General features: G+C 67.6%; 27 protein-coding genes and 3 pseudogenes. 9 read left to right on the top strand and 21 right to left on the bottom strand.

All coding sequences use genetic code 11. The features are described from left to right. Window positions 1–3: 3 nt before the first annotated feature. The 15 genes and pseudogenes from SJY26_RS11895 to SJY26_RS11825 form a co-directional block, all read right to left on the bottom strand. Window positions 4–636 (bottom strand): RibD family protein, encoded by a 633-nt coding sequence (locus tag SJY26_RS11895; protein WP_396593239.1) that lies wholly within the window; start codon window positions 634–636, stop codon window positions 4–6. After that, a pseudogene (gene nrdR / locus SJY26_RS11890) lies at window positions 636–1,113 on the bottom strand (transcriptional regulator NrdR). Before nrdR ends, SJY26_RS11895 begins: the two are co-directional and overlap by 1 nt. A 9-nt stretch (window positions 1,114–1,122) precedes the next feature. Beyond that, a complete protein-coding gene (gene glyA, locus SJY26_RS11885) occupies window positions 1,123–2,418 on the bottom strand; it encodes a serine hydroxymethyltransferase (RefSeq protein WP_396593238.1) in 1,296 nt (431 codons plus the stop codon). Between the two features lie 63 nt (window positions 2,419–2,481). Beyond that, on the bottom strand, window positions 2,482–2,667 hold the full coding sequence (locus SJY26_RS11880; RefSeq protein WP_396593237.1) for a DUF6898 family protein: 186 nt from the start codon (window positions 2,665–2,667) through the stop codon (window positions 2,482–2,484). 88 nt (window positions 2,668–2,755) lie between these two features. Then, the gene (locus tag SJY26_RS11875; RefSeq protein WP_396593236.1) at window positions 2,756–3,136 is read right to left on the bottom strand and encodes a hypothetical protein; all 381 of its coding nucleotides are present in this window, start codon (window positions 3,134–3,136) and stop codon (window positions 2,756–2,758) included. Next, window positions 3,136–4,377: a 5-aminolevulinate synthase gene (gene hemA, locus SJY26_RS11870; protein WP_396593235.1), complete on the bottom strand. Its 1,242-nt coding sequence runs from the start codon at window positions 4,375–4,377 to the stop codon at window positions 3,136–3,138. Before hemA ends, SJY26_RS11875 begins: the two co-directional genes overlap by 1 nt. Before the next feature lie 160 nt (window positions 4,378–4,537). Further along, window positions 4,538–5,443, bottom strand: coding sequence for a 3-hydroxyisobutyrate dehydrogenase (mmsB, locus tag SJY26_RS11865; RefSeq protein ID WP_396593234.1), 906 nt, complete (start codon window positions 5,441–5,443; stop codon window positions 4,538–4,540). 88 nt (window positions 5,444–5,531) lie between these two features. Then, the gene (locus SJY26_RS11860) at window positions 5,532–6,305 is read right to left on the bottom strand and encodes a class I SAM-dependent methyltransferase (RefSeq protein WP_396593233.1); all 774 of its coding nucleotides are present in this window, start codon (window positions 6,303–6,305) and stop codon (window positions 5,532–5,534) included. 64 nt (window positions 6,306–6,369) lie between these two features. Then, window positions 6,370–7,420 (bottom strand): annotated as a pseudogene (locus SJY26_RS11855) (enoyl-CoA hydratase/isomerase family protein). Then, the gene (locus tag SJY26_RS11850) at window positions 7,417–7,839 is read right to left on the bottom strand and encodes a type II toxin-antitoxin system VapC family toxin (RefSeq protein ID WP_396593232.1); all 423 of its coding nucleotides are present in this window, start codon (window positions 7,837–7,839) and stop codon (window positions 7,417–7,419) included. The pseudogene SJY26_RS11855 and the gene SJY26_RS11850 overlap by 4 nt, the downstream one beginning before the upstream one ends. Further along, entirely contained in the window at window positions 7,830–8,108 is a 279-nt protein-coding gene (locus SJY26_RS11845) for a type II toxin-antitoxin system Phd/YefM family antitoxin (RefSeq protein WP_396593231.1), read from the bottom strand. The genes SJY26_RS11850 and SJY26_RS11845 overlap by 10 nt, the downstream gene beginning before the upstream one ends. Window positions 8,109–8,168: 60 nt before the next feature. Next, on the bottom strand, window positions 8,169–9,689 hold the full coding sequence (locus SJY26_RS11840) for a tryptophan halogenase family protein (protein ID WP_396593230.1): 1,521 nt from the start codon (window positions 9,687–9,689) through the stop codon (window positions 8,169–8,171). 60 nt (window positions 9,690–9,749) lie between these two features. Then, window positions 9,750–10,166, bottom strand: a complete 417-nt coding sequence (locus SJY26_RS11835) for a type II toxin-antitoxin system VapC family toxin (RefSeq protein ID WP_396593229.1) — start codon at window positions 10,164–10,166, stop codon at window positions 9,750–9,752. Then, window positions 10,163–10,438, bottom strand: a complete 276-nt coding sequence (locus SJY26_RS11830; RefSeq protein ID WP_396593228.1) for a type II toxin-antitoxin system Phd/YefM family antitoxin — start codon at window positions 10,436–10,438, stop codon at window positions 10,163–10,165. The genes SJY26_RS11835 and SJY26_RS11830 overlap by 4 nt, the downstream gene beginning before the upstream one ends. A gap of 51 nt (window positions 10,439–10,489) precedes the next feature. Continuing rightward, a complete protein-coding gene (locus SJY26_RS11825; protein WP_396593227.1) occupies window positions 10,490–11,629 on the bottom strand; it encodes an isobutyryl-CoA dehydrogenase in 1,140 nt (379 codons plus the stop codon). A gap of 309 nt (window positions 11,630–11,938) precedes the next feature. Between SJY26_RS11825 and hemB the strand changes: the two genes are divergently transcribed. The 5 genes from hemB to SJY26_RS11800 all read left to right on the top strand — a co-directional run bounded on the left by hemB (window position 11,939) and on the right by SJY26_RS11800 (window position 14,418). Further along, window positions 11,939–12,943 (top strand): porphobilinogen synthase, encoded by a 1,005-nt coding sequence (gene hemB, locus SJY26_RS11820; RefSeq protein ID WP_396593226.1) that lies wholly within the window; start codon window positions 11,939–11,941, stop codon window positions 12,941–12,943. 2 nt (window positions 12,944–12,945) lie between these two features. Beyond that, window positions 12,946–13,185: a DUF4160 domain-containing protein gene (locus tag SJY26_RS11815; RefSeq protein ID WP_396593225.1), complete on the top strand. Its 240-nt coding sequence runs from the start codon at window positions 12,946–12,948 to the stop codon at window positions 13,183–13,185. Then, on the top strand, window positions 13,163–13,432 hold the full coding sequence (locus SJY26_RS11810; protein WP_396593224.1) for a DUF2442 domain-containing protein: 270 nt from the start codon (window positions 13,163–13,165) through the stop codon (window positions 13,430–13,432). Before SJY26_RS11815 ends, SJY26_RS11810 begins: the two co-directional genes overlap by 23 nt. Window positions 13,433–13,535: 103 nt before the next feature. Next, window positions 13,536–13,733 carry a type II toxin-antitoxin system VapB family antitoxin gene (locus SJY26_RS11805; RefSeq protein WP_396593223.1) on the top strand — a complete coding sequence of 66 codons (198 nt, stop codon included), beginning with the start codon at window positions 13,536–13,538 and terminating at the stop codon, window positions 13,731–13,733. A 79-nt stretch (window positions 13,734–13,812) separates the two neighbouring features. Beyond that, window positions 13,813–14,418 carry a peptidylprolyl isomerase gene (locus SJY26_RS11800; RefSeq protein WP_396593222.1) on the top strand — a complete coding sequence of 202 codons (606 nt, stop codon included), beginning with the start codon at window positions 13,813–13,815 and terminating at the stop codon, window positions 14,416–14,418. Here the strand turns inward: SJY26_RS11800 and SJY26_RS11795 are convergent. The 5 genes from SJY26_RS11795 to SJY26_RS11775 form a co-directional block, all read right to left on the bottom strand. Continuing rightward, a complete protein-coding gene (locus SJY26_RS11795) occupies window positions 14,415–15,494 on the bottom strand; it encodes an alpha/beta fold hydrolase (protein ID WP_396593221.1) in 1,080 nt (359 codons plus the stop codon). The genes SJY26_RS11800 and SJY26_RS11795 overlap by 4 nt on opposite strands. Before the next feature lie 301 nt (window positions 15,495–15,795). After that, window positions 15,796–16,650, bottom strand: a complete 855-nt coding sequence (locus tag SJY26_RS11790; protein ID WP_396593220.1) for an NAD(P)-dependent oxidoreductase — start codon at window positions 16,648–16,650, stop codon at window positions 15,796–15,798. After that, the gene (locus tag SJY26_RS11785) at window positions 16,647–17,159 is read right to left on the bottom strand and encodes a flavin reductase family protein (RefSeq protein WP_396593219.1); all 513 of its coding nucleotides are present in this window, start codon (window positions 17,157–17,159) and stop codon (window positions 16,647–16,649) included. Before SJY26_RS11785 ends, SJY26_RS11790 begins: the two co-directional genes overlap by 4 nt. Window positions 17,160–17,200: 41 nt before the next feature. Further along, window positions 17,201–17,479 carry a hypothetical protein gene (locus SJY26_RS11780; RefSeq protein ID WP_396593218.1) on the bottom strand — a complete coding sequence of 93 codons (279 nt, stop codon included), beginning with the start codon at window positions 17,477–17,479 and terminating at the stop codon, window positions 17,201–17,203. A 91-nt stretch (window positions 17,480–17,570) separates the two neighbouring features. Further along, complete coding sequence (locus SJY26_RS11775; protein WP_396593217.1) at window positions 17,571–18,389, bottom strand: NAD(P)H-hydrate dehydratase; 819 nt, start codon at window positions 18,387–18,389, stop codon at window positions 17,571–17,573. Between the two features lie 118 nt (window positions 18,390–18,507). Here SJY26_RS11775 and SJY26_RS11770 point away from each other — a divergent pair, with 118 nt between their 5' ends. From SJY26_RS11770 to SJY26_RS11755, 4 genes and pseudogenes are all read left to right on the top strand, one after another. Continuing rightward, window positions 18,508–18,846, top strand: a complete 339-nt coding sequence (locus SJY26_RS11770; RefSeq protein WP_396593216.1) for a P-II family nitrogen regulator — start codon at window positions 18,508–18,510, stop codon at window positions 18,844–18,846. Between the two features lie 60 nt (window positions 18,847–18,906). After that, a complete protein-coding gene (gene glnA, locus SJY26_RS11765) occupies window positions 18,907–20,316 on the top strand; it encodes a type I glutamate--ammonia ligase (protein ID WP_396593215.1) in 1,410 nt (469 codons plus the stop codon). 120 nt (window positions 20,317–20,436) lie between these two features. Next, on the top strand, window positions 20,437–21,555 hold the full coding sequence (locus SJY26_RS11760; protein WP_396593214.1) for a helix-turn-helix domain-containing protein: 1,119 nt from the start codon (window positions 20,437–20,439) through the stop codon (window positions 21,553–21,555). 51 nt (window positions 21,556–21,606) lie between these two features. Continuing rightward, window positions 21,607–22,173, top strand: a pseudogene (locus tag SJY26_RS11755) (CPBP family intramembrane glutamic endopeptidase, BDIM_20840 family); the annotation flags it as partial. Window positions 22,174–22,375: 202 nt separating this feature from the next. Here SJY26_RS11755 and SJY26_RS11750 read toward each other — a convergent pair. Next, complete coding sequence (locus tag SJY26_RS11750; protein ID WP_396593213.1) at window positions 22,376–24,844, bottom strand: S9 family peptidase; 2,469 nt, start codon at window positions 24,842–24,844, stop codon at window positions 22,376–22,378. Window positions 24,845–24,861 lie beyond the last annotated feature (17 nt).

Here is a 24,861-nt window from a genome sequence, read left to right as displayed (position 1 = left end):
GGTTCAAGCCTTCTCGTAACGTTCCCACAGGTCGTCACCCACAGGCTCCACCGCAAGGCGCCGGTAGCGCGGCGCATGCGCCAGCCGGGCGAGGGCCAGGGTGGCGACCCCGGGACGGCCGTCGCCGCCCAGCAGGATCGGGGCCCGGAACCATTCAATGGCATCGACCAGACCGGCGGTGATGAAACAGGCCGCGACCCGGCCCCCGCCCTCGATCATCAGGCTGCGCACCCCGCGTGCCGACAGGGTGTCCAGCACCGCCGCGACCGCCGGCCGACCGGCAGTGTCAGCGGCCACCCGCGCCACCTCGGCCCCGCCGACCGGCACCGGTTCGCGGGTGGTCAGGATCAGGGTGCCCGGGGTGGCCAGCCGGGCGAACGACGGCGTCCGCAGCCGGCTGTCCAGCACGACTCTCAGGGGATCGGGCGCGCTCTCGCCGTCCGGCAGGCGCACCGTCAGCCGGGGGTCGTCGGCCAGCACGGTCTCGACCCCGACCAGCACGGCGTCATGGACGGCGCGCAGCCGGTGGCCCTGCTCGCGCGCCTGCGGGCCCGTGATCCACTGGCTCTCGCCCGTCGATGTGCCGATACGCCCGTCCAGCGACGTGGCGACCTTCCAGGTGATACGCGGCCTCATCAGGTCCTCGACGATCCCGGATCGTCGTCCAGGCCTTCCTCGCCGAGGAACCGGGCGAAGTCGCCGGTCGCCCGGAAATCCTTGTAGACCGAGGCGTAGCGGACATAGGCGACCTCATCGACCGCCTTCAGCGCCTTCATGATAAAGTCGCCGACCACGCTGGACGGGATCTCCGTCTCACCCAGAACTCTCCAGCTGGCGCACGATGCGCGAGACCATCTGCTCGACCTGCTCGGGCTGGATCGGACGTTTGCGGAGAGCAATGGCCAGCGACCGGTCCAGCTTGTCGCGATCGAACGGCGTACGCCGCCCGTTGCGCTTCAGGATGACCAGCTCGCGCAGTTGCACCCGCTCGAAAGTGGTGAACCGCCCCCCGCAGTTGGGACAGGACCGGCGACGACGGATGGCCGCGCCGTCATCCGACGGGCGGCTGTCCTTCACCTGGCTGTCCACATGACCGCAGAAGGGGCACTTCATGCGGGTGGCCTAGCCGTAGATCGGGAAGCGGGCCGTCAGAGCCCGCACCTTGCCGGCCACCTCGGCGATCACGGCCGGATCGGCCTCGTCGCCGCCGTTCATGCTGGACACGACGTCGGCGATCCAGTGGCCGACCTGCTGGAACTCGGCGACGCCGAAGCCGCGCGTGGTGCCGGCAGGTGTGCCCAGACGCACGCCCGAGGTGACGGTGAAGGGCGCGGTGTCAAACGGCACGCCGTTCTTGTTGCAGGTCATCAGGGCATGCTCCAGCTGCAGCTCGGTCGCCTTGCCCGTCACGCCCTTGGGCCGCAGATCGACCAGCATCAGATGGCTGTCGGTGCCGCCCGAGACGATGGCCAGTCCGCGCTCGACCAGCACGGCGGCCATCGCCTGGGCGTTCAGCACGACCTGTTTGGCATAGGCCTTGAACTCGGGCTTCAGCGCCTCGCCGAAGGCCACGGCCTTGGCGGCGATGACATGCTCCAGCGGCCCGCCCTGAAGGCCGGGGAAGACGGCCGAGTTGATCTTCTTGCCGATCTCGACGTCGTTGGACAGGATCAGGCCGCCGCGCGGACCGCGCAGGGTCTTGTGCGTCGTGGTGGTCACGACATGGGCGTGGGGCACCGGGTTCGGATAGACGCCCCCGGCCACCAGACCGGCATAGTGGGCCATGTCGACCATCAGATACGCCCCGACGCTGTCGGCGATCGCGCGGAAGCGGGCAAAGTCGATGTGGCGGCTGTAGGCCGAGGCCCCGGCCACGATCAGCTTGGGCTTTTCCTTCTGGGCCATCTCGGCGACGTGGTCATAGTCGATCAGATGGGTGTCCGGCGTGACGGCGTACGTCACGGGCCGGAACCACTTGCCCGACTGGTTGGCGGGCGAGCCGTGGGTCAGGTGGCCGCCGGCGGCCAGATCCATGCCGAGGAAGGTGTCGCCGGGCTGCAGCAGGGCGAGGAAGACCGCCTGGTTGGCCTGGGCCCCCGAGTGCGGCTGGACGTTGGCGAAGGCCGCGCCGAACAGTGCCTTGGCCCGCTCGCGCGCCAGATCCTCGGTCACGTCGACGTATTCGCAGCCGCCATAGTAGCGCCGTCCCGGATAGCCCTCGGCATATTTGTTGGTCAGGACGGACCCTTGCGCCTCCAGCACCGCCTTGGAGACGATGTTTTCGGAGGCGATCAGCTCGATCTGCTCCTGCTGGCGGTGCAGCTCGCCCTCGATGGCGGCGAAGACGTCCGGATCGCTCTGGGCCAGGCCGCGCGAGAAATAGGCGTCATGAATGAAATGGGCGGTCACGGGCGGCATCCGGGCTGACGGGGCGGGAGCGCCCTATCTAGTCCCGGGCGGCGTTAGCCACAACATCTTGTGTCAGGGGTGCGTCAGTCGCCGCTTGAGCTTGGCTATGGCCAGCCGTTCGACCGCCTTGGGTTCCGCTGCGGGCCCGACCGCCGTCGCCTCTGTGCCCGTGACGACGTGGACGGCCGTGACTTTCAGGTAGACCCCGTTCCGGATGGCCTCAACGATGACCTGGCCAATATTCGCGTCCTCCCCCATCCGCTCATCCCCGCGAAAGCGGGGACCCAGTTCTTTGGGTGCCCGGTTGGATGGGTTGTGCGTTGCTGGCCATCCAGAACATCGTGCCTCACGAAACCACTGGGTCCCCGCTTTCGCGGGGATGAGCGGGGGAAGACGAGACGGTGATCAGGCCCCGCACCATTTCGACGGAGTCCGTTCGGCCATCCCAATGGTCCAGTAGACACCCCGCGTTCAAACCGGTCCATCGCTTGACTGCCTTGATCAAATCCGGATCGAGGCAGCCTTCCACGACCTGGCCCTCGGGGCCCAGCGCGACAAACGCCGCTTCGTACATGTCCGCACGATCGCCCGGTGACGTCGCGACCATGAGATTGGCTGGCCCGGAAGAAGTGCCACGGGTGCGAACCCAAACCGTCACCGGCAGGCCGGTCTCACGAGCGAAGAGAACCGAAAGCAGATAAGGGTCGATCTGTTCGACCCCGGACATCACGCCGCGACGGGCATCCGGGCGACGTTGCAGTGGGTCCATAGCTTGTCCATCGCCGTGACCAGGGCGTCCATCATGCCGTCGTCGTGGTTGGGCGACGGGGTGAAGCGCAGGCGCTCGGTCCCCTTGGGCACGGTCGGATAGTTGATCGGCTGGACATAGATGCCGTGGTCTTCCAGCAGCATGTCCGAGATCATCTTGGCGTGGACGGGATCGCCCACGAACACCGGGACGATGTGGCTCTCGGACGGCATCACCGGGATGCCGGCCTCGGCGAAGCGGCGCTTCAGGGTCTCTGCCCGCTCCTGATGCGCCGCGCGCAGTTCGGGGTGAGCCTTAAGGTGGCGCACCGAGGCCAGGGCCCCGGCGGTCAGGGCCGGCGGCAGGCTGGTGGTGAAGATGAAGCCCGAGGCCCAGCTGCGCACCGCATCCACGATCACGGCGTCGGCGGCGATGTATCCGCCCATGACGCCGATGGCCTTGCCGAGGGTGCATTCTACGATGTCGATGCCGTCAAGCACCCCGTCCCGCTCGGCCACGCCCGCGCCGGTCTCGCCATACAGGCCGACCGCATGGACCTCGTCCAGATAGGTCAGGGCCCCGTACTTGCGGGCCAGGGCGATGGTCCCGGCGATGTCGGCGATGTCGCCGTCCATCGAATAGACGCTCTCGAAGGCGATCAGCTTGGGCGCATCGGCCGGTGCCGCGGCCAGCAGCGACTCCAGATGCGCCAGATCGTTGTGCAGGAAGACGTGCCGCTCGCAGCCGCCGTTGCGGATGCCGGCGATCATGGAGGCGTGGTTCAGGCTGTCGGAGAAGATGATCAGGCCCGGCAGGATGCGCTGCAGCGTCGTCAGCGTCGCCTCATTGGCCACATAGCCCGAGGTGAACAGAAGCGCGGCTTCCTTGTGGTGCCACGAGGCCAGCTCGGCCTCCAGATCAACCGCCGAGCGCGTGGTGCCCGAAATGTTGCGCGTACCCCCGGCCCCGGCCCCGACCGAGTCCAGTTCGTCTTCCATCGCCTCCAGCACCGCCGGATGCTGGCCCATGCCCAGATAGTCGTTGGAGCACCAGATCACGCACTCCTGCTCGGAGCCGTCCTCGCGCCGCCTTACGGCCTTCGGGAACTGACCGCGCACGCGCTTCAGATCGGCGAAGACGCGGTAGCGCCCCTCGCTCTTCACCTGGTCCACGGCACTCTGAAATGCGGTCTTGTAGTCGAACAACCCTGACACTCGCATGGTCTCTCCGGATGGCCGAGTATTTGCGCCCCGGACTGACCAAAGTCTATCTTCGGAGGCAGCAAAATGGTCGCAACCTCCTAATTGATAACGATTCTCAGGTTGGTTCGTGCTCATGGGCGACGATCCTTCACTGGACCGTGCGCCGCCTTGATATGGATCAAGGCCTGGGCAGATCCTCCAGTCGTCCCCGCAACATCTGGAGGATTCCGGAGAAATCCCGGCCGCCGTATCCCAGTCGGTCGAACAGCTGGAACAGGGCTTCGGACTGGGCCCCCAGAGGCGTTGAGGCCCCGGCCTTCGCCGCCGCGTCCTGCGCCAGTTTCAGGTCCTTCAGCATCATGGCCGTGGCGAATCCGCCGTCATAGTCGCGATTCGACGGGGCGGTCGGCACCGGCCCCGGCCACGGATAGTAGCTGGTCACACTCCAGCTCTGGCCTGAGGACTTGGCCGCGATGTCAAAGAATTTGACCGGGTCCAGACCCAGCTTCTCCGCCAGGGCGATCGCCTCGCAGGTCCCCAGCATGGTGATGCCGAGGATCATGTTGTTACAGATCTTGGCCGCCTGCCCCGCCCCGTGGTCGCCAGCGCGGAAGGTGGCCCGGCTCATCGGCTCCAGCGCGGCCTCGATCCTGGCAAAGTCCGCTTCGTCGCAGCCAACCATGAAGGCCAGGGTCCCGGCCTCCGCCGCCATCGTCCCACCCGAGACCGGGGCATCCGCAAAGGCATAGCCGCCCTCTCGCGCCAGACCTGCGACCTTCCGGGCCGTATCCACATCGATGGTCGAGCAGTCCAGCAGCAGGGCTGAGGACGGGGCCGCCCCGATGATCTGTTCCGAATAGACCTGCAGCACATGCGGGCCGGCGGGCAGCATGGTGATGACCACTTCGGCGTCGCGCACGGCCTCGGCGACCGACGCCACCGGCGTGCAGCCCGCCGCCTGCGCCCGCCCCAGCGCCGCCGCCGACAGGTCGAACGCCGCCACTGCGTGACCGGCCTTTGCCTGGTTCGCGGCCATGCCCCCGCCCATGTTGCCGAGGCCGATGAAGGCGATCCTGGTGGCCATGCTGTTCTCTCCCGAAGCGATTTTCGTTCGGGTTAGACCGTCGGGCCGGATTGGGAAAGCGGAGCCGGGCGCGCGGCGGACGCCCGGCCTAGCCTGGCTTGCGGAAGCGGTAGACGAACTGGTCGCTGCGGCCCCGGATCGCCGCATCGAAGACCGAAAGGCTGCGGTCGTCCTCGGGATTACGGACCACGTCCGTCTCGCCGTCGAACACGAAGCCTGCCGCCTCGACCTGGGCGCGCACGGCCGAGCCCTCGATCCGGTGCAGGGTCCCGACCACATCGGTACCGGCACCGGGCGCGGCCTCGTGGTCCAGAATCACATACAGGCCGCCCGGCTTCAGGGCCTTGAACACCGCCGCGTTCATCGCCGCGACATCGACCCCGAACCGGGGGATGACGAAGTCATGATACTCCTGCCCCATGAAGACCACGTCCAACGGCTCCGGGAAGGTCAGGTCCTCCAGCGCCCCGGTCATGCGGGTCACATTCGGATAGTCGGTCGCGAGCGTGTCGCCATAGGCGTTCTCGCGCGCCGCCGTTTGGTTCGGCACGAAGGCATAGACCCGGCCTTCCGGCCCCACGGCGCGGGCGAAAAGACGGCTGAAATAGCCCTCCTCCGGCCGCACATCGGCGATCCGCTCTCCGCCCCGGATGCCGATGAAGCCCAGCATTTCCGCCGGCTTGCGCAGGGGGTCCCGCTCCACCTCCGACGCGGGCCGCAGCGGATCGGCGATGGCCAGCGCATAGTCCTGCACCACGGCGGACGGTCGCTCGGCGGGATCAATCGCGCTCTGCCCGGCACAGGCCGAGGTTGCCCCCATCAGGGCCAGGGCAGAAGCGGCCAGCAGGGTCGATTTCAGCATCGGAGGATCCTCGAACAGCGGTAGCCCCACTTACGCGCGGGACCGCCCCCGGATGCAAGCCGGATCAGACCAGTGGCGTCCATTCCTCGCCCGCCGGCAGGGGCGCAAACAGGGCCTCGATGGCGGCCTCATCGACCGCGGCGAGGCTTGCCGGCGACCATTGCGGCGCATTGTCCTTGTCGACGATGACGGCCCGCACACCTTCCTGGAAGTCGTGGGTGCGCACGACGCGCCCGCCCAGCCGGTACTCCATGGCCAGAACTTCGCCGAAGTCGGTCATCGCCCGCCCCAGCCGAAGCTGGCGCAGCGTGACCTTCAGCGACTGGGGCGACTTGGTCTTCAAGATCGCGAGCTGCGCCAGGGCCCAGTCCGACCCGTCGGCTTCCAGGGCCGCGACGATGTCCTCGACCCGATTGTGGGCGAACAACCGGTCGATGGCCTCGCGGTGGGGCGCCAGCGGCGACGGGCCGGCGTCGCCCGCCCAGGCCATGGCTTCAGCCTCAGGGGCGTGTGGATGGTAGCCAATCGAACTCGAGCACATCGATTAGGTCGGCACTTTCGACGAAATGCGTATGGATCCCCAGCGCCACTGTATCGGCCGCCTTCAGCCGTGCCCCGGTCAGGGCCAGCCAGGTCCCGCTCTCGCCCGGCAACCGCGGCAGGAACCAGCCCCCGCCGACATCGGGGAACAGGCCGATCCCCGTCTCCGGCATGGCATAGGTCGTCCGCTCGGTCGCGATCCGCACCTTCGCCGGCTCGGAGATCCCCACCCCGCCGCCCATGACGATCCCGTCCACGATCGCCGTGACCGGCTTTGGATAGCCGAACATCAGGTGGTTCAGCCGGTACTCCGCATGGAAGAAGGCCTTCGCCTCAACGGCGTCCCCCGCCCCGCTCTCCGCGATCATCCGGATATCGCCCCCGGCGCAGAAGCCGCGCTCCCCCGCATGGTCTATCAGCACCGAGGTCACGGCCGGATCATCGCGCCAGTCCAGCAGGGCCGCCGTCATCGCCTGGCACATCGCAAGGTTCAGCGCATGCAGAGCCTTCGGCCGGTTCAGGGTGATCCGCCCGACGGAGCCGTCGATGCGGGTCAGGATTTCAGTATGGGTCAAGCGGCCGCCTCGGGTCCAAGATCAAAGATTTCCACGCCCGCCGCCTCGGCCGCCCGCAGCAACTGCCGGTCTCTCGAGGCCAGGGCAACGCCCTCGGTCAGGGCGAGATCGAGATAGGCCGCGTCATACAGTTTCAGGCCCGTGCGCCGCGCGAGCGACAGGCAGCGGACGGCAAGATCGCGAAACCCCTCATCCTGGACGGCCACCAGATCGAACACCCGCGACAGTTTCGCATCGCTGTCGCTGGGCGACTGATGCCCCTTGCGCTCCGCGTAAAGCATCAGGCTGCGCACCTCGATCTCGAACACGACCGGGGCGATACAGACATGCTCATGCAGTCGCTGCAGAAACGTCTCGGACGCCGGGGTCGCCTGGGTGGGCAGATACCAGGCCGCGATCGCCGAGGCATCTACGACCACGCTTCGTCCCGATCGCGGTCCAGGGCCTCGGCAATATCGAACGGTTCGGCGTGGGGATGCCGGGCAGCGATCTCGTCACGGGTCCGGATGATATCCTCGACCAGCGCCTTGCGGCCGGCGGGCGACAGGGACCGCGCCGTATGGGCTGGTACAATGCGCACCGCCGCCTTGCCGTAGCGTGTCACGACCACTTCTTCGCCCGTCCTTTCGACTTCGGACACGATGGCGGAAAAGTCCGTCTTCGCCTCCAGAACGCCCAGATGCCGCATGGTTTCATATCCTGACCAGTTATGGTCAGCTTACCACGCCGGTTCTCCGCCCGGAAGGCCTCATACCGTCACCGCTTCCCCTGCCCACAGACCGTTCTGCCTCAGGTAATCCTCATGGGCCGGCAGGTTGTCAGCCGTCGCGCTCCACGCCTGCCGGATCCGGTCGAAGCCCGCCGCCACCTGATCCAGGTTCTGATAGTCGTAGAGGGGGTTGTGCGCCCTCGGCACGATCCCCTGCCCCATCATCACCGCCAGCCACGAGCCCTGGCTGAAATATTCATCGGCCCCGACCTGGAACAGCAGGCCCCGGTCGCGGAACAGCTCCACCCGTTCGGCCAGGCTGTCGGGAATGCTCATGGCCCGCACCCGCTGCCAGAACGGCGAATCGTCCCGCGTGGTCGCGTGGTAGTGCAGGATGACGAAGTCGCGGATCAGTTCGATCTCGCGCCCCAGCCGCCGGTTGTAGCCCTCGGTGTTCACCGGGCTGAAATCGCGGTCCGGCCAGTGCTGCAGCAGCCGGATGATGCCCGCCTGCACCAGATGGATGCTGGTCGATTCCAGCGGTTCGATGAAGCCGGACGACAGCCCCAGCGCCACGACGTTCCGGTCCCACAGCTTCTTGCGCCGCCCGGTCACGAACCGCAGCGGCCGGGGCTCGGCCAAGGCCTCCCCGTCCAGACCGGCCAGCAGGATCTCACGCGCCGTGTCGTCGTCCATATGGTCGCTGCAATAGACATGGCCGTTGCCAGTCCGGTGCTGCAGGGCGATGCGCCAGCGCCAGCCAGCCGCCTCCGCTGTCGACAAGGTGAAGGGATCGGCCGCCCGCACCTTTGCACACGGCACGGCCATGGCCCGGTTCATCGGCAGCCAGTGCGACCAGTCCTCATAGCCGGCCTTCAGCGCCCCCTCGATCAACAGCCCCCGGAAGCCCGTGCAGTCGATGAACAGATCAGACTTCAGCGTCCGTCCGTCCTTCAGCACCACATGATCGACAAAGCCGTCCTGCGGCCGCTGCACCACCTCGACGATCTCGCCCTCGACCCGCTCGATGCCCCGGCCGGCGCAGACCCGGCGCAGGTACTGGCCGTACAGGGTGGCGTCGAAATGATAGGCGGTGTGGAACCCCGCGAGCGCCGAACGCGGATCGGCCGACCGCGCTCCGACCCGACGCCGCCGCGCGGCATGGGACGTGATCGAATAGGCCTCCAGACTGGCGGCCCGGTCCCGCGCCTTCAGCGCGAAATAAGAGCCGGGGAAGTCGCCCAGCGTCGGCCCGGGGCCAAAGGTGCCGAACGGGTGGAAATAGGCGCTGTCCTGCGTGCCCCAACCCCTGAACTCGATGCCCAGCTTCAGGGTCGCGCGGGTCTCGCGCATGAACTCGGCCTCGTCGAGACCGATCAGGGCGTTGAAGTCGCGGATGGGCGGCACCGTCGCCTCGCCCACCCCGACGATGCCGATGTCGGCGCTCTCAACCAGCCGCACCTCCACATTCGGCCCGGTCGAGCGCTGGATCGCGGCCGCCGCCATCCAGCCGGCGGTGCCGCCGCCGACGATCAGGACGGATTTGACAGATTCAGCCATGCGCCCTCCCCGGCGTCTGTTTTGAGCGAGGATGACGGCCGCCGTCGCCCGACGCCAGCGTCAGTCATTCAGGTCGTGCACAACAATGCCATGTCGAAGCGCTGCGGCGATCAGCGCACGATCCCGCGAGACCAGCTCCGCCTCGTGAGCGATCGCCGTGGCGAGATAGGCCGTGTCGAACAGGCTGAGCGATTCGATCCGGGCAACCCGCGCCAGTTCGTCAATCTCTTCGGGCCCGATCCGGGTGTCACAGCGGACCCTGTACTCATCGAGCTCCAGCAAGGCACCCCCGACGTCGAAGGTCGTCGACCGACGGCTCTGGACCAGCAGCACATTGACGACCTCCCACCGGAAGATCTCCGGCGCGAGACAATCGAACCGGTCGAGTTCCGCCAGAAACGCATCCGCGCGAGCGGTTTGCTGGCTCCGCACAAGCCACGCGGCCACCGCCGAAGCGTCGACGACGAGAGGTCTCAAGAAAGCCCGGGCTCGTCACGCGCGATCGCCTCCATCGCCTCCCATGACAGCGGCTCCGGGTCCGGCGACTGCGTCGCCCGCAAGGCCCGCGACCGCGCCAGCAACTCCTCCCCCGTCAATCTTCGGGGCTGATCAGCAAACGAGGTCTCGGCGGACAGACGCGCAATGGCCTTGCCGTGGCGCGTGATCACCACCGGCTCCCCCGTCTTCTCGACCGCATCGAGCAGGGCGGACAACTGCGTCTTGGCCTCAAGCACACCGACATGTCGCATGGGTCACCTGATCAGAATTCTGACCAGACTATCATGCACCGCCGTTCACCTCTACTGGCGCATCATCTCGCGGGCGGTGATCACCCGCATGATCTCATTGGTGCCTTCAAGGATACGGTGCACCCGCAGGTCCCGCACGATCCGTTCCAGCGGATAGTCCTTCAGATAGCCGTAGCCGCCGTGCAGCTGCAGCGCTTCATCTGCGATGTCGAAACAGGCGTCGGTGGCCATCCGCTTGGCCATGGCGCACCATTTGGTCTTTTCCGGGTGGTCGGTGTCTATGGCCCAGGCCCCGCGCAGCACCATCAACCGCGCCGCCTCCAGCGCCGTGGCCATGTCGGCCAGCTTGAACTGGGTGTTCTGGAACTCGGCCAGCGCCTTGCCGAACTGTTTGCGGGTCGAGACATAGGCCTGGGCCGTCTCAAGCGCGAGGCGCGCCCCGCCCAGCGAACAGGCCGCGATGTTCAGCCGCCCGCCGTCCAGCCCCATCATCGCATAGCGGAAGCCGTGGCCTTCCTGACCCAGCAAGTTCGCCGCCGGCACCCGGCAATCGTCGAACTGGACGATGGCGGTGGGCTGGCTGTTCCAGCCCATCTTCCTCTCCTGCGCCCCGAAGCTGAGCCCCAGCGTGTCCTTCTCGACCACGAAGGCCGAGATGCCCTTGGGCCCTGGCTCCCCCGTCCGCGCCATGACGACATAGAGGTCCGACGTTCCCGCCCCCGAGATGAAGGCCTTGGAGCCGTTCAGCACCCAGTGGTCGCCGTCCCGCGTTGCGCTGGTCCGCATCGCCGCCGCGTCCGACCCCGAGCCCGGCTCGGTCAGGCAGTAGGAGGCGATCAGCTCCATGGTCGTCAGCCGCGGCACATAGCGTGCCCGCAGCTCATCGGATCCGAACCGGTCGATCATCCAGGTCGCCATATTGTGGATCGAGATAAAGGCCGCGGTCGACACGTCGCCCCGCGACAGCTCCTCGAAGATCAGCGCCGCCTCGACCCGACCCAGCGCCATCCCGCCGTGCTCCTCGCCGGCGTAGATGGCGGCAAACCCCGTCTCGGCCGCCCGGCGCATGGTCTCGACCGGGAAATGTTTGGTCTCGTCCCATTCGGCGCTGTGCGGGGCCAGTTCGGCCTCGGCAAAGGCGCGGGCCGCGTCCTGGATGGCGCGCTGGTCGTCGGTGAGGGCGAAATCCATGGGGTCTCCCGGTGTACGTTTTCTTTGGCTTCTAGCTAGGGGCCGGCACCACGTCACCACAAGCCTGTCCGCTCCCCTCCCTTTCGTCATCCTCCGGCAAGCCCCGCCTTCGCGGCGCAGACCGGGGGACCCAGCGGCGCCGAAGGCGAGCTGTTCAAGCACGACGGTTCAGATGATCTGCTCTGCGACAGGTTCGCGCTCTCGCGCGCCTCCCCCGGTCCGATCTCCGATCGGCCGGAGGATGACGATGGGTCCCCCGGTCTCGCTGCGCTCGCCGGAGGATGACGAAAGATGTTAGGAGCACGCCCCATGACCCTGCCCTTTCCCCCCGCCCCCTATCCCCTCGCCCGCCCGCGCCGCCTGCGCAGCCAGCCGTGGATCCGCCGTCTGGTCGCCGAGACGACGCTGACGCCGTCCGATCTGGTCTGGCCGCTGATCGTGCATGACGGGGCCGAGGATCGCGTGCCGGTCGCCTCGATGCCCAGCGTCTTCCGCCTGTCGCCGAAGGCCGCCGCCGCCGCCGCCGTCGAGGCCCGCGACCTCGGCATCCCGATGGTCGCCCTGTTCCCCAATGTCGACGGGGCCATCAAGGACGCCCTCGGCACCGGGGCCACCGATCCGGACGGCCTGATCCCCGACTGTATCCGCGCCATCAAGGATGCCGCGCCGGAGATTGGGGTCATGACCGACGTGGCGCTCGACTGCTACACCGACCACGGCCACGACGGGGTGCTGGAGGACGGGCGGATCCTGAACGACGCCTCGCTGGAGCGGCTGGCCGAACAGGCCTTCATCCACGCCCACGCTGGGGCCGATGTCGTGGCTCCCTCGGACATGATGGACGGCCGGGTCCAGGCCATCCGCGAGGCGCTGGAGGCCAACAGCTTCCACGACACCCTGATCCTGTCCTACGCGGCCAAATTCGCCTCGGCCTTCTACGGCCCCTACCGCGACGCGGTCGGCTCGGCGAAACAGCTGACCGGCGACAAGAAGACCTATCAGATGGACTACGCCAACGCCGACGAGGCCCTGAAGGAGGTCGCCATGGACATCGCCGAGGGGGCCGATATGGTCATGGTCAAGCCCGGCATGCCCTATCTCGACATCGTCCGCGCCGTGTCAGAGACCTTCAAGGTGCCGACCTTCGCCTATCAGGTCAGCGGCGAATACGCGATGATGCAGGCCTCGATCGCCAACGGCTGGCTGGACCAGGACCGCGCCATCCTCGAGACCCTGCACGGCTTCAAGCGCGCCGGCTGCGCCGGGGTGCTCAGCTATTTCGCCCCGCAGGCGGCGAGGCTGCTGGGGGGCTGACCATGCCGACGCTGTTGAGAACCGGGCCCTACCGCCTCTATTTCTACAGCAGCGAGCCGAACGAGCCGCCCCATGTTCATGTCGACCGTGACGACCGGTCGGCCAAGGTCTGGCTGCACGACGGCTCCGTCGCGTCGAACCTCGGATTTTCGGCCCGGGAGTTGAACGTGATACAAGGTCTGGTGCGGGAGCATCGGGTGATGCTCCGGAAAGGTTGGCATGACTTCTTCGGCACAGAGTGAAACCGCCGACATCCGCGTCAGATCGGTCTCGATCGACCATGAGCGGCTGGTGGTGGAACTGCAGGACGGGCGTGCGATCGCCGCGCCGATTGTCTGGTACCCGCGCCTGAGGAACGCCACGCCGGAACAGCGGGCCAACTGGGAAATCTCCGGCGCAGGGTACGGCATTCACTGGCCTGACGTGGATGAAGACCTGAGCACGGAGGGTCTGTTGCGGGGCGCACCGGCTCCCGGCTGGAATCGCTAAGGGACTGCCACGACGGGCGGATCGGGCTTTGGGGTCGGCTCAGTGCGCTGTCCAAAGACCCCGCCGATTCTGCTAGAGTACTATCCATCGCAGGACACACCCCATGCGCATCAGCATCGTCATCGACGAGACGCTCATGAGAGAGGCCCTCAAGGCGACCGGCCTCCAGACCAAGCGTGAAGTTGTCGATCTCGGCCTCCGGACTCTCCTGCAACTTCAGCAGCAGAAGGAAATCCTGAAGTTTCGTGGCCGTCTACACTGGGATGGAGATCTCGATGTCATGCGGACTGACGCCGAATGATCCTAGGGAACTGAAGCGTACCGCCTGACACCCGGCCATTCGCTTGTCTCACCGTGGCGACAGCCCTAGCCTGCCCCCCATGTTGAGACGCACCGTCCTCGCCCTCGCCGCCGCCCTCCTCTGGCCCGCCCTCGCAGCGGCACAGGACGTTCCGACCGCCCTGCCCCGCGTCGCGCTGGAGACCACGGCGGGGCGAATCGTGCTGGAGATCGAGGCGGTCAAGGTGCCGGTCACGGCCGCCAACTTCCTGCGCTATGTCGACGAGCACCGCTTCGACGGCGTGACCTTCTACCGGGCCATGACATCCGGCCCGGCCACCGGTCTGGTCCAGGGCGGCACCAATAACGATCCCGACCGGACCCTGCCGCCGATCGCGCACGAGCCGACCACCCTGACGGGGCTCAGCCACATCGACGGGGCCGTCTCCATGGCCCGCTATGCGCCCGGCACGGCCACGGGGGACTTCTTCGTCTCGGTCGGGCCGACACCCTCCTATGACGCGGGCCGGTCCTTCTCGGTCGATCCGGACGGCTTTGCCGTCTTCGGCCGGGTGGTCGAGGGCATGGAGGTGGTGCGCACCATCCTGTCCGCCCCCACCTCCCCGACCGAGGGCGAGGGCGTCATGCGCGGCCAGATGCTGGAGCCGCGGATCGTCATCACCTCGGCCCGGCGCGAGACCCCCTAGGGTTCGCTGCGGGCCAGCAGGGCGATCAGGTCGTCCTTCCAGGACGTCGCCCAGGTATGGGTCCCGTGCCCCTTGCCGTCCGGACTGTTGGGGATCAGCCGATAGGTCCCGTTGGCGATCCGGGGCGCGAACCCTTCCGCCAGCCCCAGCTCCGGCGGATTGATAAAATCGTCGGCCGAGTTGATCCAGGTGGTCGGAGCCATCATCCGCTCCAGATCGGCAGAGGGGTCATAGTCCCATGAGGCATTGACCTGGAACCACAGGTCGTTGGCGTCCAGCGCGGGCAGCCGCCGCTCCATCTGGCCGTCCAGCCAGCCGTCGACGGCTTCGGGCGTGGGCAGGTCGCGCTGCATCGCCACCGGGGCCGATCCCGCCAGCAGCAGCAGATCCACAGCAGCCCGCAGGCCCTGGACGGGCTGGGTCTGATAGTCGCCACCGGCCCAGGCCGGATCGGACCGGATCGCGTCCTTCAGCATGGTGCGCCACAACCGGTTCCGGCCGACGATCGCGGTCGGCTGACAGGCCATGGGCATCAGGGCGTCGGCGAAGTCGGGATGGGTCGTGCCCCAGACGAAGATGTGCATGCAGCCCATGGAGGTCCCCAGGATCAGCCGCAGCCGGTCGACCCCCAGTGCGTCGACCAGCAGCCTGCGCTGGGCCTCGACCATCTCGGCATAGCCGTACTCGGGAAACGCCGCCCTCAGGCCGTCGCTCGGCTTTGACGAGCCGCCATGCCCCAGATTGTCCGGCATGATGATGTAGTGGCGTGTGACGTCCAGCGGCTGGCCCGGACCGAACAGCTCACTGGCGAACTGCGGCGACAGGAACTGGGCCCCGGTGCCGCCGGTGCCGTGCAGCAGCAGGACGGCATTGGTGACCCGGCCATCCGCCCCCCGGACCGGTTCCCCCAGCGTCCGGTAGTGGATGCGGGTGCCCGGCAGAACGCCGCCCCGGGCCATCGGCAGGTCCCCGATCAGCGCCTCGCCCTCGACCGGCGTCCAGACCGGGGCCGTCTGGGCCCGGGCCGCACCACTCCCCAGAAGCGCCAGAGACAGAATTATCGCCCGCAGGATCATGGTCCACTCCCAACCCCGAGCGTACCGGCCCGCCCACTCAGGACGGTGAAACCACGCACGCCGAATTTATTTTGACCGGCTGACCATACACACCCTGTGGCCGACCTATAATGCGCACCGGCGTCCGAAACGGATGGCGTTCGGCGAACGCGATCCACCGGATCGGGTGCAGATCGAGTGCAATTTTTCCGTCCAGAGAAAGGCTTTTGATGTCAGGGCTTTAATCTCGCGACCTGAGACCGTCTTCTCAGACTTGCACCTTTTGCACCCGCTTTTTTTCGAGTGCAATTCGGGACGGGTCTCAGGGCTTCAGCCGGGCCTTCAGGCTGGAGGTGTCCCAGCGGTTGCCGCCCATCGCCTGGATCTCGGCATAGAACTGATCCACCAGCGCGGTCATCGACAGGACCGCGCCGTTGTCGCGCGCCTCATCCAGCACCAGACCCAGATCCTTGCGCATCCAGTCCACGGCGAAGCCGAACCCGAACTGGCCTGCCGCCGCCGTCTTCCAGCGGTTGTCCATCTGCCACGACTGGGCCGCGCCCTTCGAGATGGCGTCATAGGCCGCGTCCGTGTCCAGACCGGCGGCGCGGGCGAAATGCACCGCCTCGGCCAGCCCCTGAACCACGCCCGCAATGGCGATCTGGTTGACCATCTTGGTCAGCTGGCCCGACCCCGAGGGCCCGATATGCTGGATCGCCTTCGCATAGGCCATGACCGCCGGGTGTGCCGTCTCCAGCGCGGCGGCATCACCGCCGGCCATGACGCTGAGCTGGCCGTTCTCGGCCCCGGCCTGACCGCCCGACACCGGCGCGTCGATGAAGGCGACCCCCGCCGTGCCGCACAGGGCGTCCATCTCGCGCGCGATCCGGGCCGAGGTGGTGGTGTGGTCAACGATCACCGCGCCTGCCTTCAGCGCCGGCAGGGCCACCGTCACGACCTCGCGGACATCCTCGTCCTTGCCGACGCACAGGATGAACAGGTCGGCGTCCGTCGCGGCCTCGGCCACGGTCGCGGCGAACCGCCCGCCATGGGCGTCCGCCCAGACCCGCGCCTTGTCCGGCGAGCGGTTGTAGCCGGCCACATCATGGCCTGCAGCGACCAGATGCCGCGCCATCGGCCCGCCCATGACGCCCAGTCCGGCGAAGCCGATCTTCATGCGCTGGCCCCTCCGGCGATCCCGTAGCGCCCGCGGAAATAGGTCAGGGTCGCGGCGTCCGACGCCTCGAAGGCCTCGACCTCCCCCACAATGATCATATGGTCGCCCATCTGCACCCGCTCATGGGTCTTGCAGTCGAAGCGCGCGGCCGCCGCGCCCAGCCGGGGGGCCGCCTCGCCCACCCGCTGGAACTCGCCGGGCTCCATCAGGCCGCTGCCCTTGGCAAAGCGCCGGGCCAGGGCCTCGGACTGGGCGTCCAGCACATGGATCGAGAACCGGTCGGCGGCTGCAAAAGGGGGAAAGCGCTCGGACCGTTCATCCAGACACCACAGGATCAGGCGCGGCGTCAGGGAGACGGAGGTGAAGGAGTTGATCGTGATCCCCAGCGGCCCGTTCGCGCTGTCGGCCGTGACCACGCAGACGCCGGTCGCGAACGCGCCCAGCGCCCGGCGATAGGCCGTCACGTCCACGGTGCGGGCGACTTCATCGGAAAGGGGTTCAAGGCTCACGCGCCCGACCTAGGCGACCCGCGCGCCCGAGGCAACGCCTGTCACAGCCACAGGCGGATGGCGTCGGCCGACACGGGTCGGTCGTCCTGGGCCGTATTGACCGTGTAGCTCAGCCGGGTCTCACGCGATCCGCAGGCACAACGGAACCGTCCCGAGCGCCCCGCCACCGGCCAGAGGTGCCGTGCCCCGAACAGCGGCCGGGGATCCATCAGCGCCGCCCGCCGGCAGTCCGGCACCACACAGGCGACGATCAGACGCGCGCCGATGCGGGGCTGGCGGATGTCCCGGGGGACGTAGAAGTCGGTGCGGATGTCACGCATGGGGTCTCCTCGACCCCCAGTAGCCACAGGTCGCCGGCCGCCCTCAAGACCTTTGTTCCGCTTTCGTTCTCACGCCTGTGGGTGATCCTGTTTAGGCGAGGCCGGCAAGGACGCCGGGGACCAGATCGGGCAGGTCCCCCGCCGTCAGCCCCACGCCGAACCGGTCGGCCGCCGCCGCATGGATCCAGACTGCGGCCGAAGCGGCCTCGAACGGCTCCATACCCTGGGCGATCAGCCCGCCCGTCATCCCGGCCAGCACGTCGCCCGAGCCCGCTGTCGCCAGCCACGCCGAGCCGTTCCGATCGATCCGCAGCCGACCGCCCGGGCTGGCGATCACCGTCTCATGGCCCTTCAGGATGACCGTCGCGCCGCACCGCCGGGCCGCGACCGTCGCGGCCGTCGCCCGCCCGTCCGCCAGCAGGCCGGGGAACAGCCGCTCGAACTCCCCCTCATGCGGGGTCAGGACGTCCCCGGGTCGCAACAGGGCGAACAGGGCGTCGGGTCGGCCCTTGAACAGCGTCAGGGCGTCGGCATCGACCACCAGATGCACCGCTGTCGCGCTCAGCGCCGCCAGGTTGGCCTCTGTCTGCGGGATCAGGCCGGCCGCCGGGCCGATCACAACGGCGTCCAGCGCGCCGGTCAGGGTCGCGAGGGCCTCCGGCGTCTCGAAGGCGTCCACCATGACGGCCTCCACCGCCGCCGCCACGATCAGGGCCGCATCCGGCGGGCAGAGCAGCCGCACCAGCCCCGCCCCGATCCGCAGGCCTGCGCGGGCGGCCAGTCTCGCCGCTCCGGTCTGCAGCGGGCCGCCCGACACGACGCCCAGTCTTCCCCGGCGGTGTTTGTGGGTGTCCGCCCCCGGCCGGGGCAACAGGTCGCGCCAGAGCGCCGGGTCATTGGTTTCGTTCATGCTTCTTCCAACGCCCTATCGTGACGAAAATGCAAATCGGCCCTTGCCTTATGGTGCAATGCGATGTCCCTTTGGTTCCCGAGCGTCTGGACTTTCCGCCGTCGCCTCGGGGGCGCCCATGAAGAAGATCGAAGCCGTCATCAAGCCGTTCAAGCTGGACGACGTGAAGGAAGCGCTGCAGGACATCGGTGTCCAGGGCATGACCGTGCTTGAGGCCAAGGGATACGGCCGCCAGAAGGGTCATTCCGAACTCTACCGGGGTGCGGAATACGTCATCGACTTCCTGCCCAAGATCAAGATCGAGGTGGTCGTCGCCGACGACCTGGCCCCCGCGGTGGTCGAGGCCATCCAGGGCGCGGCCCGCACCGGCAAGATCGGTGACGGCAAGATCTTCGTCTCGGACATCCTCGACGTCATCCGCATCCGCACGGGCGAAACCGGTGCCCAGGCCGTCTGACCCCCTCCATCACCAGCCAAGCTTCCTCCCCAGAAGAAACGAAGAAGGATCATCGAAACCATGAGCGCCGCGAAGAAAATCCTGCAGGAGATCAAGGACAAGGACGTGAAATACGTCGACGTCCGCTTCACCGACACCAAGGGTCGCCTGCAGCACGTCACCTTTGACATCGACCTGGTGGATGAGGAGTTCCTCGAGGAAGGCACGATGTTCGACGGCTCGTCCATCGCCGGCTGGAAGGCCATCAACGAGTCCGACATGCTGCTCATGCCGGACCTGACCACGGCCTACATCGATCCCTTCTACCAGCAGACCACGATGTTCCTGTTCTGCGACGTCATGAACCCGGACACCGGCGAGCCCTACAACCGCGACAGCCGCTCCATGGCCAAGAAGGCCCTGGCCTATGTGCAGTCGTCCGGCGTGGGCGATGCGGTCTATTTCGGCCCGGAAGCCGAGTTCTTCATCTTCGACGACGTGCGCTGGACCACCCAGCCGCACAACACCGGCTACAGCTATGACTCGACCGAGCTGCCGGCCAACACCGGCTCGGAATACACCGAGGGCAACATGGGCCACCGCCCCGGGCCCAAGGGCGGCTATTTCCCGGTCAATCCGGTCGACAGCGGCCAGGACCTGCGCGGCGAGATGCTGGGCGTCATGCGCGACCTCGGCCTCATGCCCGAGAAGCACCACCACGAGGTGGCCCCGGCGCGGCACGAGCTGGGTCTGAAGTTCAGCGACCTGCTGACGATGGCCGACCGCCTGCAGCTCTATAAGTACGTGATCCACAACGTGGCCGCCGCCTACGGCAAGTCGGCGACCTTCATGGCCAAGCCGATGTTCGCCGACAACGGCTCGGGCATGCACGTGCACCAGTCGATCTGGCGCGACGGAAAGCCCCTGTTCGCCGGCGACAAATACGCCGGTCTGAGCCAGGAATGCCTCTGGTACATCGGCGGTATCATCAAGCATGCCAAGGCCATCAACGCCTTCGCCAACTCGACGACCAACTCCTACAAGCGTCTGGTGCCCGGCTATGAAGCCCCGGTGAAGCTGGCCTATTCGGCTCGCAACCGCTCGGCCTCCATCCGGATCCCGCACGTGTCCTCGCCCAAGGGCAAGCGCATCGAGGCCCGCTTCCCCGATCCGATGGGCAACCCCTATCTGACCTTCGTGGCCCTGCTGATGGCGGGTCTGGACGGGATCGAGAACCAGATCGATCCGGGCGGCCCCGCCGACAAGAACCTCTACGACCTGCCGCCCGAAGAGCGCGGCAACATCCCCGAGGTCTGCGGCAGCCTGAAGGAAGCGCTCGAGAACCTCGACAAGGACCGGGCTTTCCTCAAGAAAGGCGGCGTCATGGATGACGACTTCATCGACAGCTATATCGAGCTGAAGATGGAAGAGGTCATGCGCCTGGCACTGCACCCCCACCCCGTCGAGTTCGACATGTACTACAGCTGCTGATCGGTTCGATCAGCCCGCTGCCAGAAGCCCCGGACGGGATCGTCCGGGGCTTTTTGGTCTCCGGCCGGCGGCGCTTGCCGCCCCTTGTCCGCAGACAGGGTCAAACGCTACGCTTGAGACATGAGCCCCGGGGAAATTGACGTCATCGTCCGCGTCGCGGGTGCGACCTTGCTGCTGACGGTGAGCGCCTTCCTGTGGCTCCGGGGCGAGGCGCGCACCGGCCTGTTCTTCCTGCCCCTGGCGGTCTGCCTGTGCGGTTTCCTGGCCGGGAACACGCCCGACGCCGCGCTGCGTCTGGGCGGGATTGCCGGCGACGCCGCGCGGATGCTGAGCGGTTTTGCGGCGGTCTTTCTCTGGTTGTTTTGTCTGTCGGTCTTTGACCGGACCTTCCGGCCACGCGGGCTGGTGCTGGCCACGGGTATCCTCTGGTTGGGGATCGCGGCGGTGGACCGGGGCATCCTCGGTGAAGCGCTCGCCAGCAAGGGCCTGTCCTGGGCGCTCATCGCCATCTGCCTCGGCATGGTCATCCATCTGGCATGGCGGCTGATCCGAGACCGTCCGGGAGACCTGATCGACGAGCGCCGCAGCGCCCGCGTTCTGGTCGTCCTGCTGCTGGGCGGCCAGCTTCTTGCCGATCTCCTGATCGATGTCGTCATGGGCCTCGACTGGCAGCCCCGCAGCTTCAGCATCGTGCAGAACGCGGCCGTGCTGGTCTTCACCGGCTGGCTGCTGCACCTCCAGGTGCGGCCCTCAGAACCCCGGCCGGCTTTCGCGGTCCGATCCGCCGTCGACCCGGCCCCCGTGCAGATCACACTGTCACCGGAGGCGATCCGACTAAGAGAACGGTTGCGGGTGCTGATCGAGGAGGAGCGGATCCATCTCGATCCCGATCTGACCTTCGACCGCTTCGTGGCCCTGATGGGGGCGTCGGACCGGACGGTGCGCCTGCTGATCAATCAGCAACTCGGCCATGACCATTTCCGCACCTTCCTGAACAGTCACCGCCTGACCGAGGCGCGCCGTCTGCTGGCAGATCCCGCGCATCGCCACGACAAGCTGATCAGCATCGCCATGGACAGCGGCTTCGCATCGCTCGCCTCCTTCAACCGCGTCTTCCATGACGCCGAAGCCTGCTCTCCCGGGGCCTGGCTTCAGGCGACCCTCGGCATCGCCAGAGCACCGACGGTGACCGAATGGGGCACCATGCCGCCTTTTGAGACGCGATCGGCCGACTCCTGAGAAGCTGTTGCCCTCCTCCTGCTCTATCCGGCGGACTTCAACGCAGAGGGAGTGGGTATCGTGGACAGCGTATTGGGCATTGTGGGCGTGGTGGCGATCCTGCTGCTGGCGGGCGGCGCACTGGGCCTCCTGGATCGCCGACGCTTCTCCCTGAGATGGCTGCTCGTCGCCGCAGCGCTCGTGGGTCTCAACGACGTCATGCTGACCAATGGCTACGGCCTGATCCCCGACCTGTTGCCGGCCAGCGACTGGAACTGGCAGGGCAAGCTCCTCGCCCTGATCGCGACCCTGACCATCGCATCCCTCCCGCTGTTCGGCTGGCGGGCCTCCGGACTGACCCCGGTGCAGGCTGCCGGCGGTCTGAAGCCCGCCCTTCCTGTGGTCCTGCTCTACGTCGGCTTCTTCACCGGCCTGGCGCTCGCCTTTCCATCCGCCCCCGCGACGACGGACACCATTGCCTTCCAGCTGACCATGCCCGGGCTCGAAGAGGAGGTGTTCTACCGGGGTGTGCTGCTGCTTGCCCTTGATCGCGCGTTCCTCGGGCGGAAGCGCCTGCTTGGCGTGGACTGGGGCTGGGGAGCCCTGCTGTCCTGTATGCTGTTCGGATTGGCCCACGCCTTCGCGGTCTCGGATGGCCAGATATCGTTCGACGCCCTGACCATGAGTTCTGACGGCCGTCCCGTCCGTCATCGGCGTCTGGCTGGTCCTGAGGACCCGCAGCGTGCTCCTGCCGGTCGTCCTGCACAACTTCGGCAACGCCATCACCCTGCTGCTGTAGAAGCGGCGCCGGACGGGGGACCGTCCGGCGCCTTGCCAGCTTTCAGTGTCCCCCGGCCGCGGTCGTGGACACCGGGGCCTTCAGGTTCTGGTCCAGCCAGCGGGTCATCTCCCACAGGGTATGACCGACCGATTCCCGGGCCCGGTAGCCGTGGGCCTCCAGCGGCAGCACCACATAGCGCACGGTCGCGCCATGGCCCTTCAGCGCCGCATAGAAGCGCTCGGACTGGACCGGGAAGGTGCCCGAGTTGTCGTCCGCCTCGCCGTGGATCAGCAGGATCGGTTCGTTGACCCGGTCGGCGAAGGCGAAGGGCGACATGGCGTTGTAGGTCTCCGGAGCCTGCCAGTAGGTGCGCTGCTCGGCCTGGAAGCCGAACGGCGTCAGGGTCCGGTTGTAGGCTCCCGAGCGGGCGATCCCGGTCCGGAACAGGTCCGTATGGGCCAGCAGATTGGCGGTCATGAAGGCCCCGTAGCTGTGACCTCCGACCGCGATCCGGTCCCGGTCGGCCACACCCATCGCCACCACGGCATCGACCGCCGCCTTCGCGCTGGCGCTCAGCTGGGCGATGTAGGTGTCGTTCGGCTCCTGGCCGTCCTGCCCCACGATGGGCATGGAGGGGTCGTCCAGCACGGCATAGCCCTGGGTCAGCAGGAACAGATGGCTCGAGCCACCGGGGCGGGTGAACCGGTTGGCCGTATCCACGACCTGGCCGGCCACGGCCGCATCGGTGAACTCGGCCGGGTAGGCCCACATCAGCAGCGGCAGCGGGCCATCCCGCTCCTTGTCGTATCCGGCCGGCAGATACAGGGTCCCGGACAGCTGGACGCCGTCGTCGCGGGTATAGGTGATCAGCTCCTTGGTGACGCCGGCCAGTTGCGGGGCCGGATCGGGGAAGGTGGTCAGCGGCGTGATGTCGCCGCCCACGGTGCGGACCTGCAGGTTGGGCGGATCGATCCGGCTCTCGCGGCGGGTCAGCAGCCGGCGGCCTTCGTCGTCGAGCACATCCAGAACCGTCTCATAGTCCCCCGGGGCCGACTGCCACAGGCGCGCGGTCTGACCCGTCGACAGGTCGAGGGTGCCGAGGAAGGGGTACTCGCCCTCGCGGGTCGCTCCGTCTCCGTCGACGAAGATCTTCGACCCGTCGGCGGTGAACTGGATGACCGGACGGCCGGCGGCATTGGGGGTCAGCACTGGCGAGCCGGGATCGTTGTAACGGTCCTGATAGTTGCGATCCACGATCACCCGGCCGGTGCCGGGGTTCGACGGATCGACGACCGAGCGGGTCTCGTGCCGGGTGTTGAACCAGCGGGTGTTGACCAGGGCGACGTCCTCGCGGCCCCAGGTGATCCCGGCATAGCGTTCCTTGAGGTCGACCAGGGTCACCGGCGAGCCTGTGAACGGAGCGTCCAGCATCAGGACGCGGTCGCGCACCTCGGCCGCCGTGCGGGGATCCCCCCCGTCCTGCGCCTCGACCCAGACCAGGGTCGCCGGCGCGTCGGCGCGCCACTGGGCGGCGCGTGGTCCGGGGGCCACAGCATCGAACGGCGGCGGGATGTTGTCCCGCAGCGGCAGGTCCGCGACCGTATGGACGACGGTCCCGTTCAGATCGGTCACGACCACATCGGCCGGGAACAGACTGGCGGGCACCACATAGCTGAAGGGCCGCTTGGCCACGGTCCGCAACATGAACCGGCCGTCCGGCGACACGGAAGAGCCCAGGATCACGCCGGGCTCCCCCACCACGCGGGCCGCACCATTCAGGGGCACAATCGTTGTCTGGGCTGTGAAGTAATGGGCGAACAGGGCTTCGTCCCCGGGGTTGCCCAGCAGGTCCTGATAGGTCCGCACGGGGGCCGCGCGGCCACCGGTCTCGGCGAGGATCGGGCCCGAGGGCGGCACCGTTACGTCGGGCGCGGGACCTCGACCCTTGAGCACGGCCTGGACCACGATCCCGGAACTGTCCGGCAGCCAGCCGAAGCCGCCGCCGGTCGCGGCATTGACCCGGGGGCCGAAGATCTCGCGCGCGGAACCGCTGGCGACATCGACGACCCACAGCGCCATGCCCGTGGGCTGATCCACAAGAAGGGCGATCGAGCGGCCGTCCGGCGACCAGCTGGGAGAGGTGAAGCGGCTGCCGGCCGGCAGGCTGACGCGGCGTGTGGAGCCCCCGTCAATCGTCTTCAGCTCAATCCCGGTCAGCCAGCTCAGACGGCTGTTGGCGGGGCCATTGTTGCGCGGATTGATCCGGTAGCCGGCGAGGCGGAGCTGGGGCTCTGCCAGCTCCGCGATCGAAGGCAGACTGGAGCGCTCGAACAGGGCGAGGGTTTTGCGGTCCGGGGCCACACTGGCCGTCGGGGTCGGACGGGAATCCAGGATGTCGGCGATGGGAGCCGGCGGTTGCTGATAGGTCAGGGGCTGGATGCCCTGCCCCGCGGCCTGTCCCAGAACCGGTGTCGCCAGCAGCAACCCAAACAAAAGCGGCGCCGACAGGCGTACCCCTCGCAACGTCATCAAACACTCTCCGATTG

It is taken from the genome of Brevundimonas sp. R86498 (assembly GCF_044598075.1).
Lineage (GTDB): Bacteria > Pseudomonadota > Alphaproteobacteria > Caulobacterales > Caulobacteraceae > Brevundimonas.
This window is presented reverse-complemented; position numbering and strand designations above follow the sequence as displayed.

Bases quoted from the DNA above. Each gene is read 5' to 3' on its own strand.
- SJY26_RS11810 (WP_396593224.1), top strand. From the start codon at position 13,163: ATGACTTCTTCGGCACAGAGTGAAACCGCCGACATCCGCGTCAGATCG.
- SJY26_RS11840 (WP_396593230.1), bottom strand. From the start codon at position 9,689: ATGGCTGAATCTGTCAAATCCGTCCTGATCGTCGGCGGCGGCACCGCC.
- SJY26_RS11875 (WP_396593236.1), bottom strand. From the start codon at position 3,136: ATGTCCGGGGTCGAACAGATCGACCCTTATCTGCTTTCGGTTCTCTTC.
- SJY26_RS11750 (WP_396593213.1), bottom strand. From the start codon at position 24,844: ATGACGTTGCGAGGGGTACGCCTGTCGGCGCCGCTTTTGTTTGGGTTG.
- SJY26_RS11780 (WP_396593218.1), bottom strand. From the start codon at position 17,479: ATGCGTGACATCCGCACCGACTTCTACGTCCCCCGGGACATCCGCCAG.
- hemA (WP_396593235.1), bottom strand. From the start codon at position 4,377: ATGCGAGTGTCAGGGTTGTTCGACTACAAGACCGCATTTCAGAGTGCC.
- glyA (WP_396593238.1), bottom strand. From the start codon at position 2,418: ATGCCGCCCGTGACCGCCCATTTCATTCATGACGCCTATTTCTCGCGC.
- SJY26_RS11795 (WP_396593221.1), bottom strand. From the start codon at position 15,494: ATGATCCTGCGGGCGATAATTCTGTCTCTGGCGCTTCTGGGGAGTGGT.
- SJY26_RS11895 (WP_396593239.1), bottom strand. From the start codon at position 636: ATGAGGCCGCGTATCACCTGGAAGGTCGCCACGTCGCTGGACGGGCGT.
- SJY26_RS11770 (WP_396593216.1), top strand. From the start codon at position 18,508: ATGAAGAAGATCGAAGCCGTCATCAAGCCGTTCAAGCTGGACGACGTG.
- SJY26_RS11815 (WP_396593225.1), top strand. From the start codon at position 12,946: ATGCCGACGCTGTTGAGAACCGGGCCCTACCGCCTCTATTTCTACAGC.
- mmsB (WP_396593234.1), bottom strand. From the start codon at position 5,443: ATGGCCACCAGGATCGCCTTCATCGGCCTCGGCAACATGGGCGGGGGC.
- SJY26_RS11790 (WP_396593220.1), bottom strand. From the start codon at position 16,650: ATGAAGATCGGCTTCGCCGGACTGGGCGTCATGGGCGGGCCGATGGCG.
- SJY26_RS11845 (WP_396593231.1), bottom strand. From the start codon at position 8,108: ATGCGGCATCTGGGCGTTCTGGAGGCGAAGACGGACTTTTCCGCCATC.
- SJY26_RS11825 (WP_396593227.1), bottom strand. From the start codon at position 11,629: ATGGATTTCGCCCTCACCGACGACCAGCGCGCCATCCAGGACGCGGCC.
- SJY26_RS11775 (WP_396593217.1), bottom strand. From the start codon at position 18,389: ATGAACGAAACCAATGACCCGGCGCTCTGGCGCGACCTGTTGCCCCGG.
- glnA (WP_396593215.1), top strand. From the start codon at position 18,907: ATGAGCGCCGCGAAGAAAATCCTGCAGGAGATCAAGGACAAGGACGTG.
- SJY26_RS11800 (WP_396593222.1), top strand. From the start codon at position 13,813: ATGTTGAGACGCACCGTCCTCGCCCTCGCCGCCGCCCTCCTCTGGCCC.
- hemB (WP_396593226.1), top strand. From the start codon at position 11,939: ATGACCCTGCCCTTTCCCCCCGCCCCCTATCCCCTCGCCCGCCCGCGC.
- SJY26_RS11860 (WP_396593233.1), bottom strand. From the start codon at position 6,305: ATGCTGAAATCGACCCTGCTGGCCGCTTCTGCCCTGGCCCTGATGGGG.
- SJY26_RS11805 (WP_396593223.1), top strand. From the start codon at position 13,536: ATGCGCATCAGCATCGTCATCGACGAGACGCTCATGAGAGAGGCCCTC.
- SJY26_RS11830 (WP_396593228.1), bottom strand. From the start codon at position 10,438: ATGCGACATGTCGGTGTGCTTGAGGCCAAGACGCAGTTGTCCGCCCTG.
- SJY26_RS11760 (WP_396593214.1), top strand. From the start codon at position 20,437: ATGAGCCCCGGGGAAATTGACGTCATCGTCCGCGTCGCGGGTGCGACC.
- SJY26_RS11880 (WP_396593237.1), bottom strand. From the start codon at position 2,667: ATGGGGGAGGACGCGAATATTGGCCAGGTCATCGTTGAGGCCATCCGG.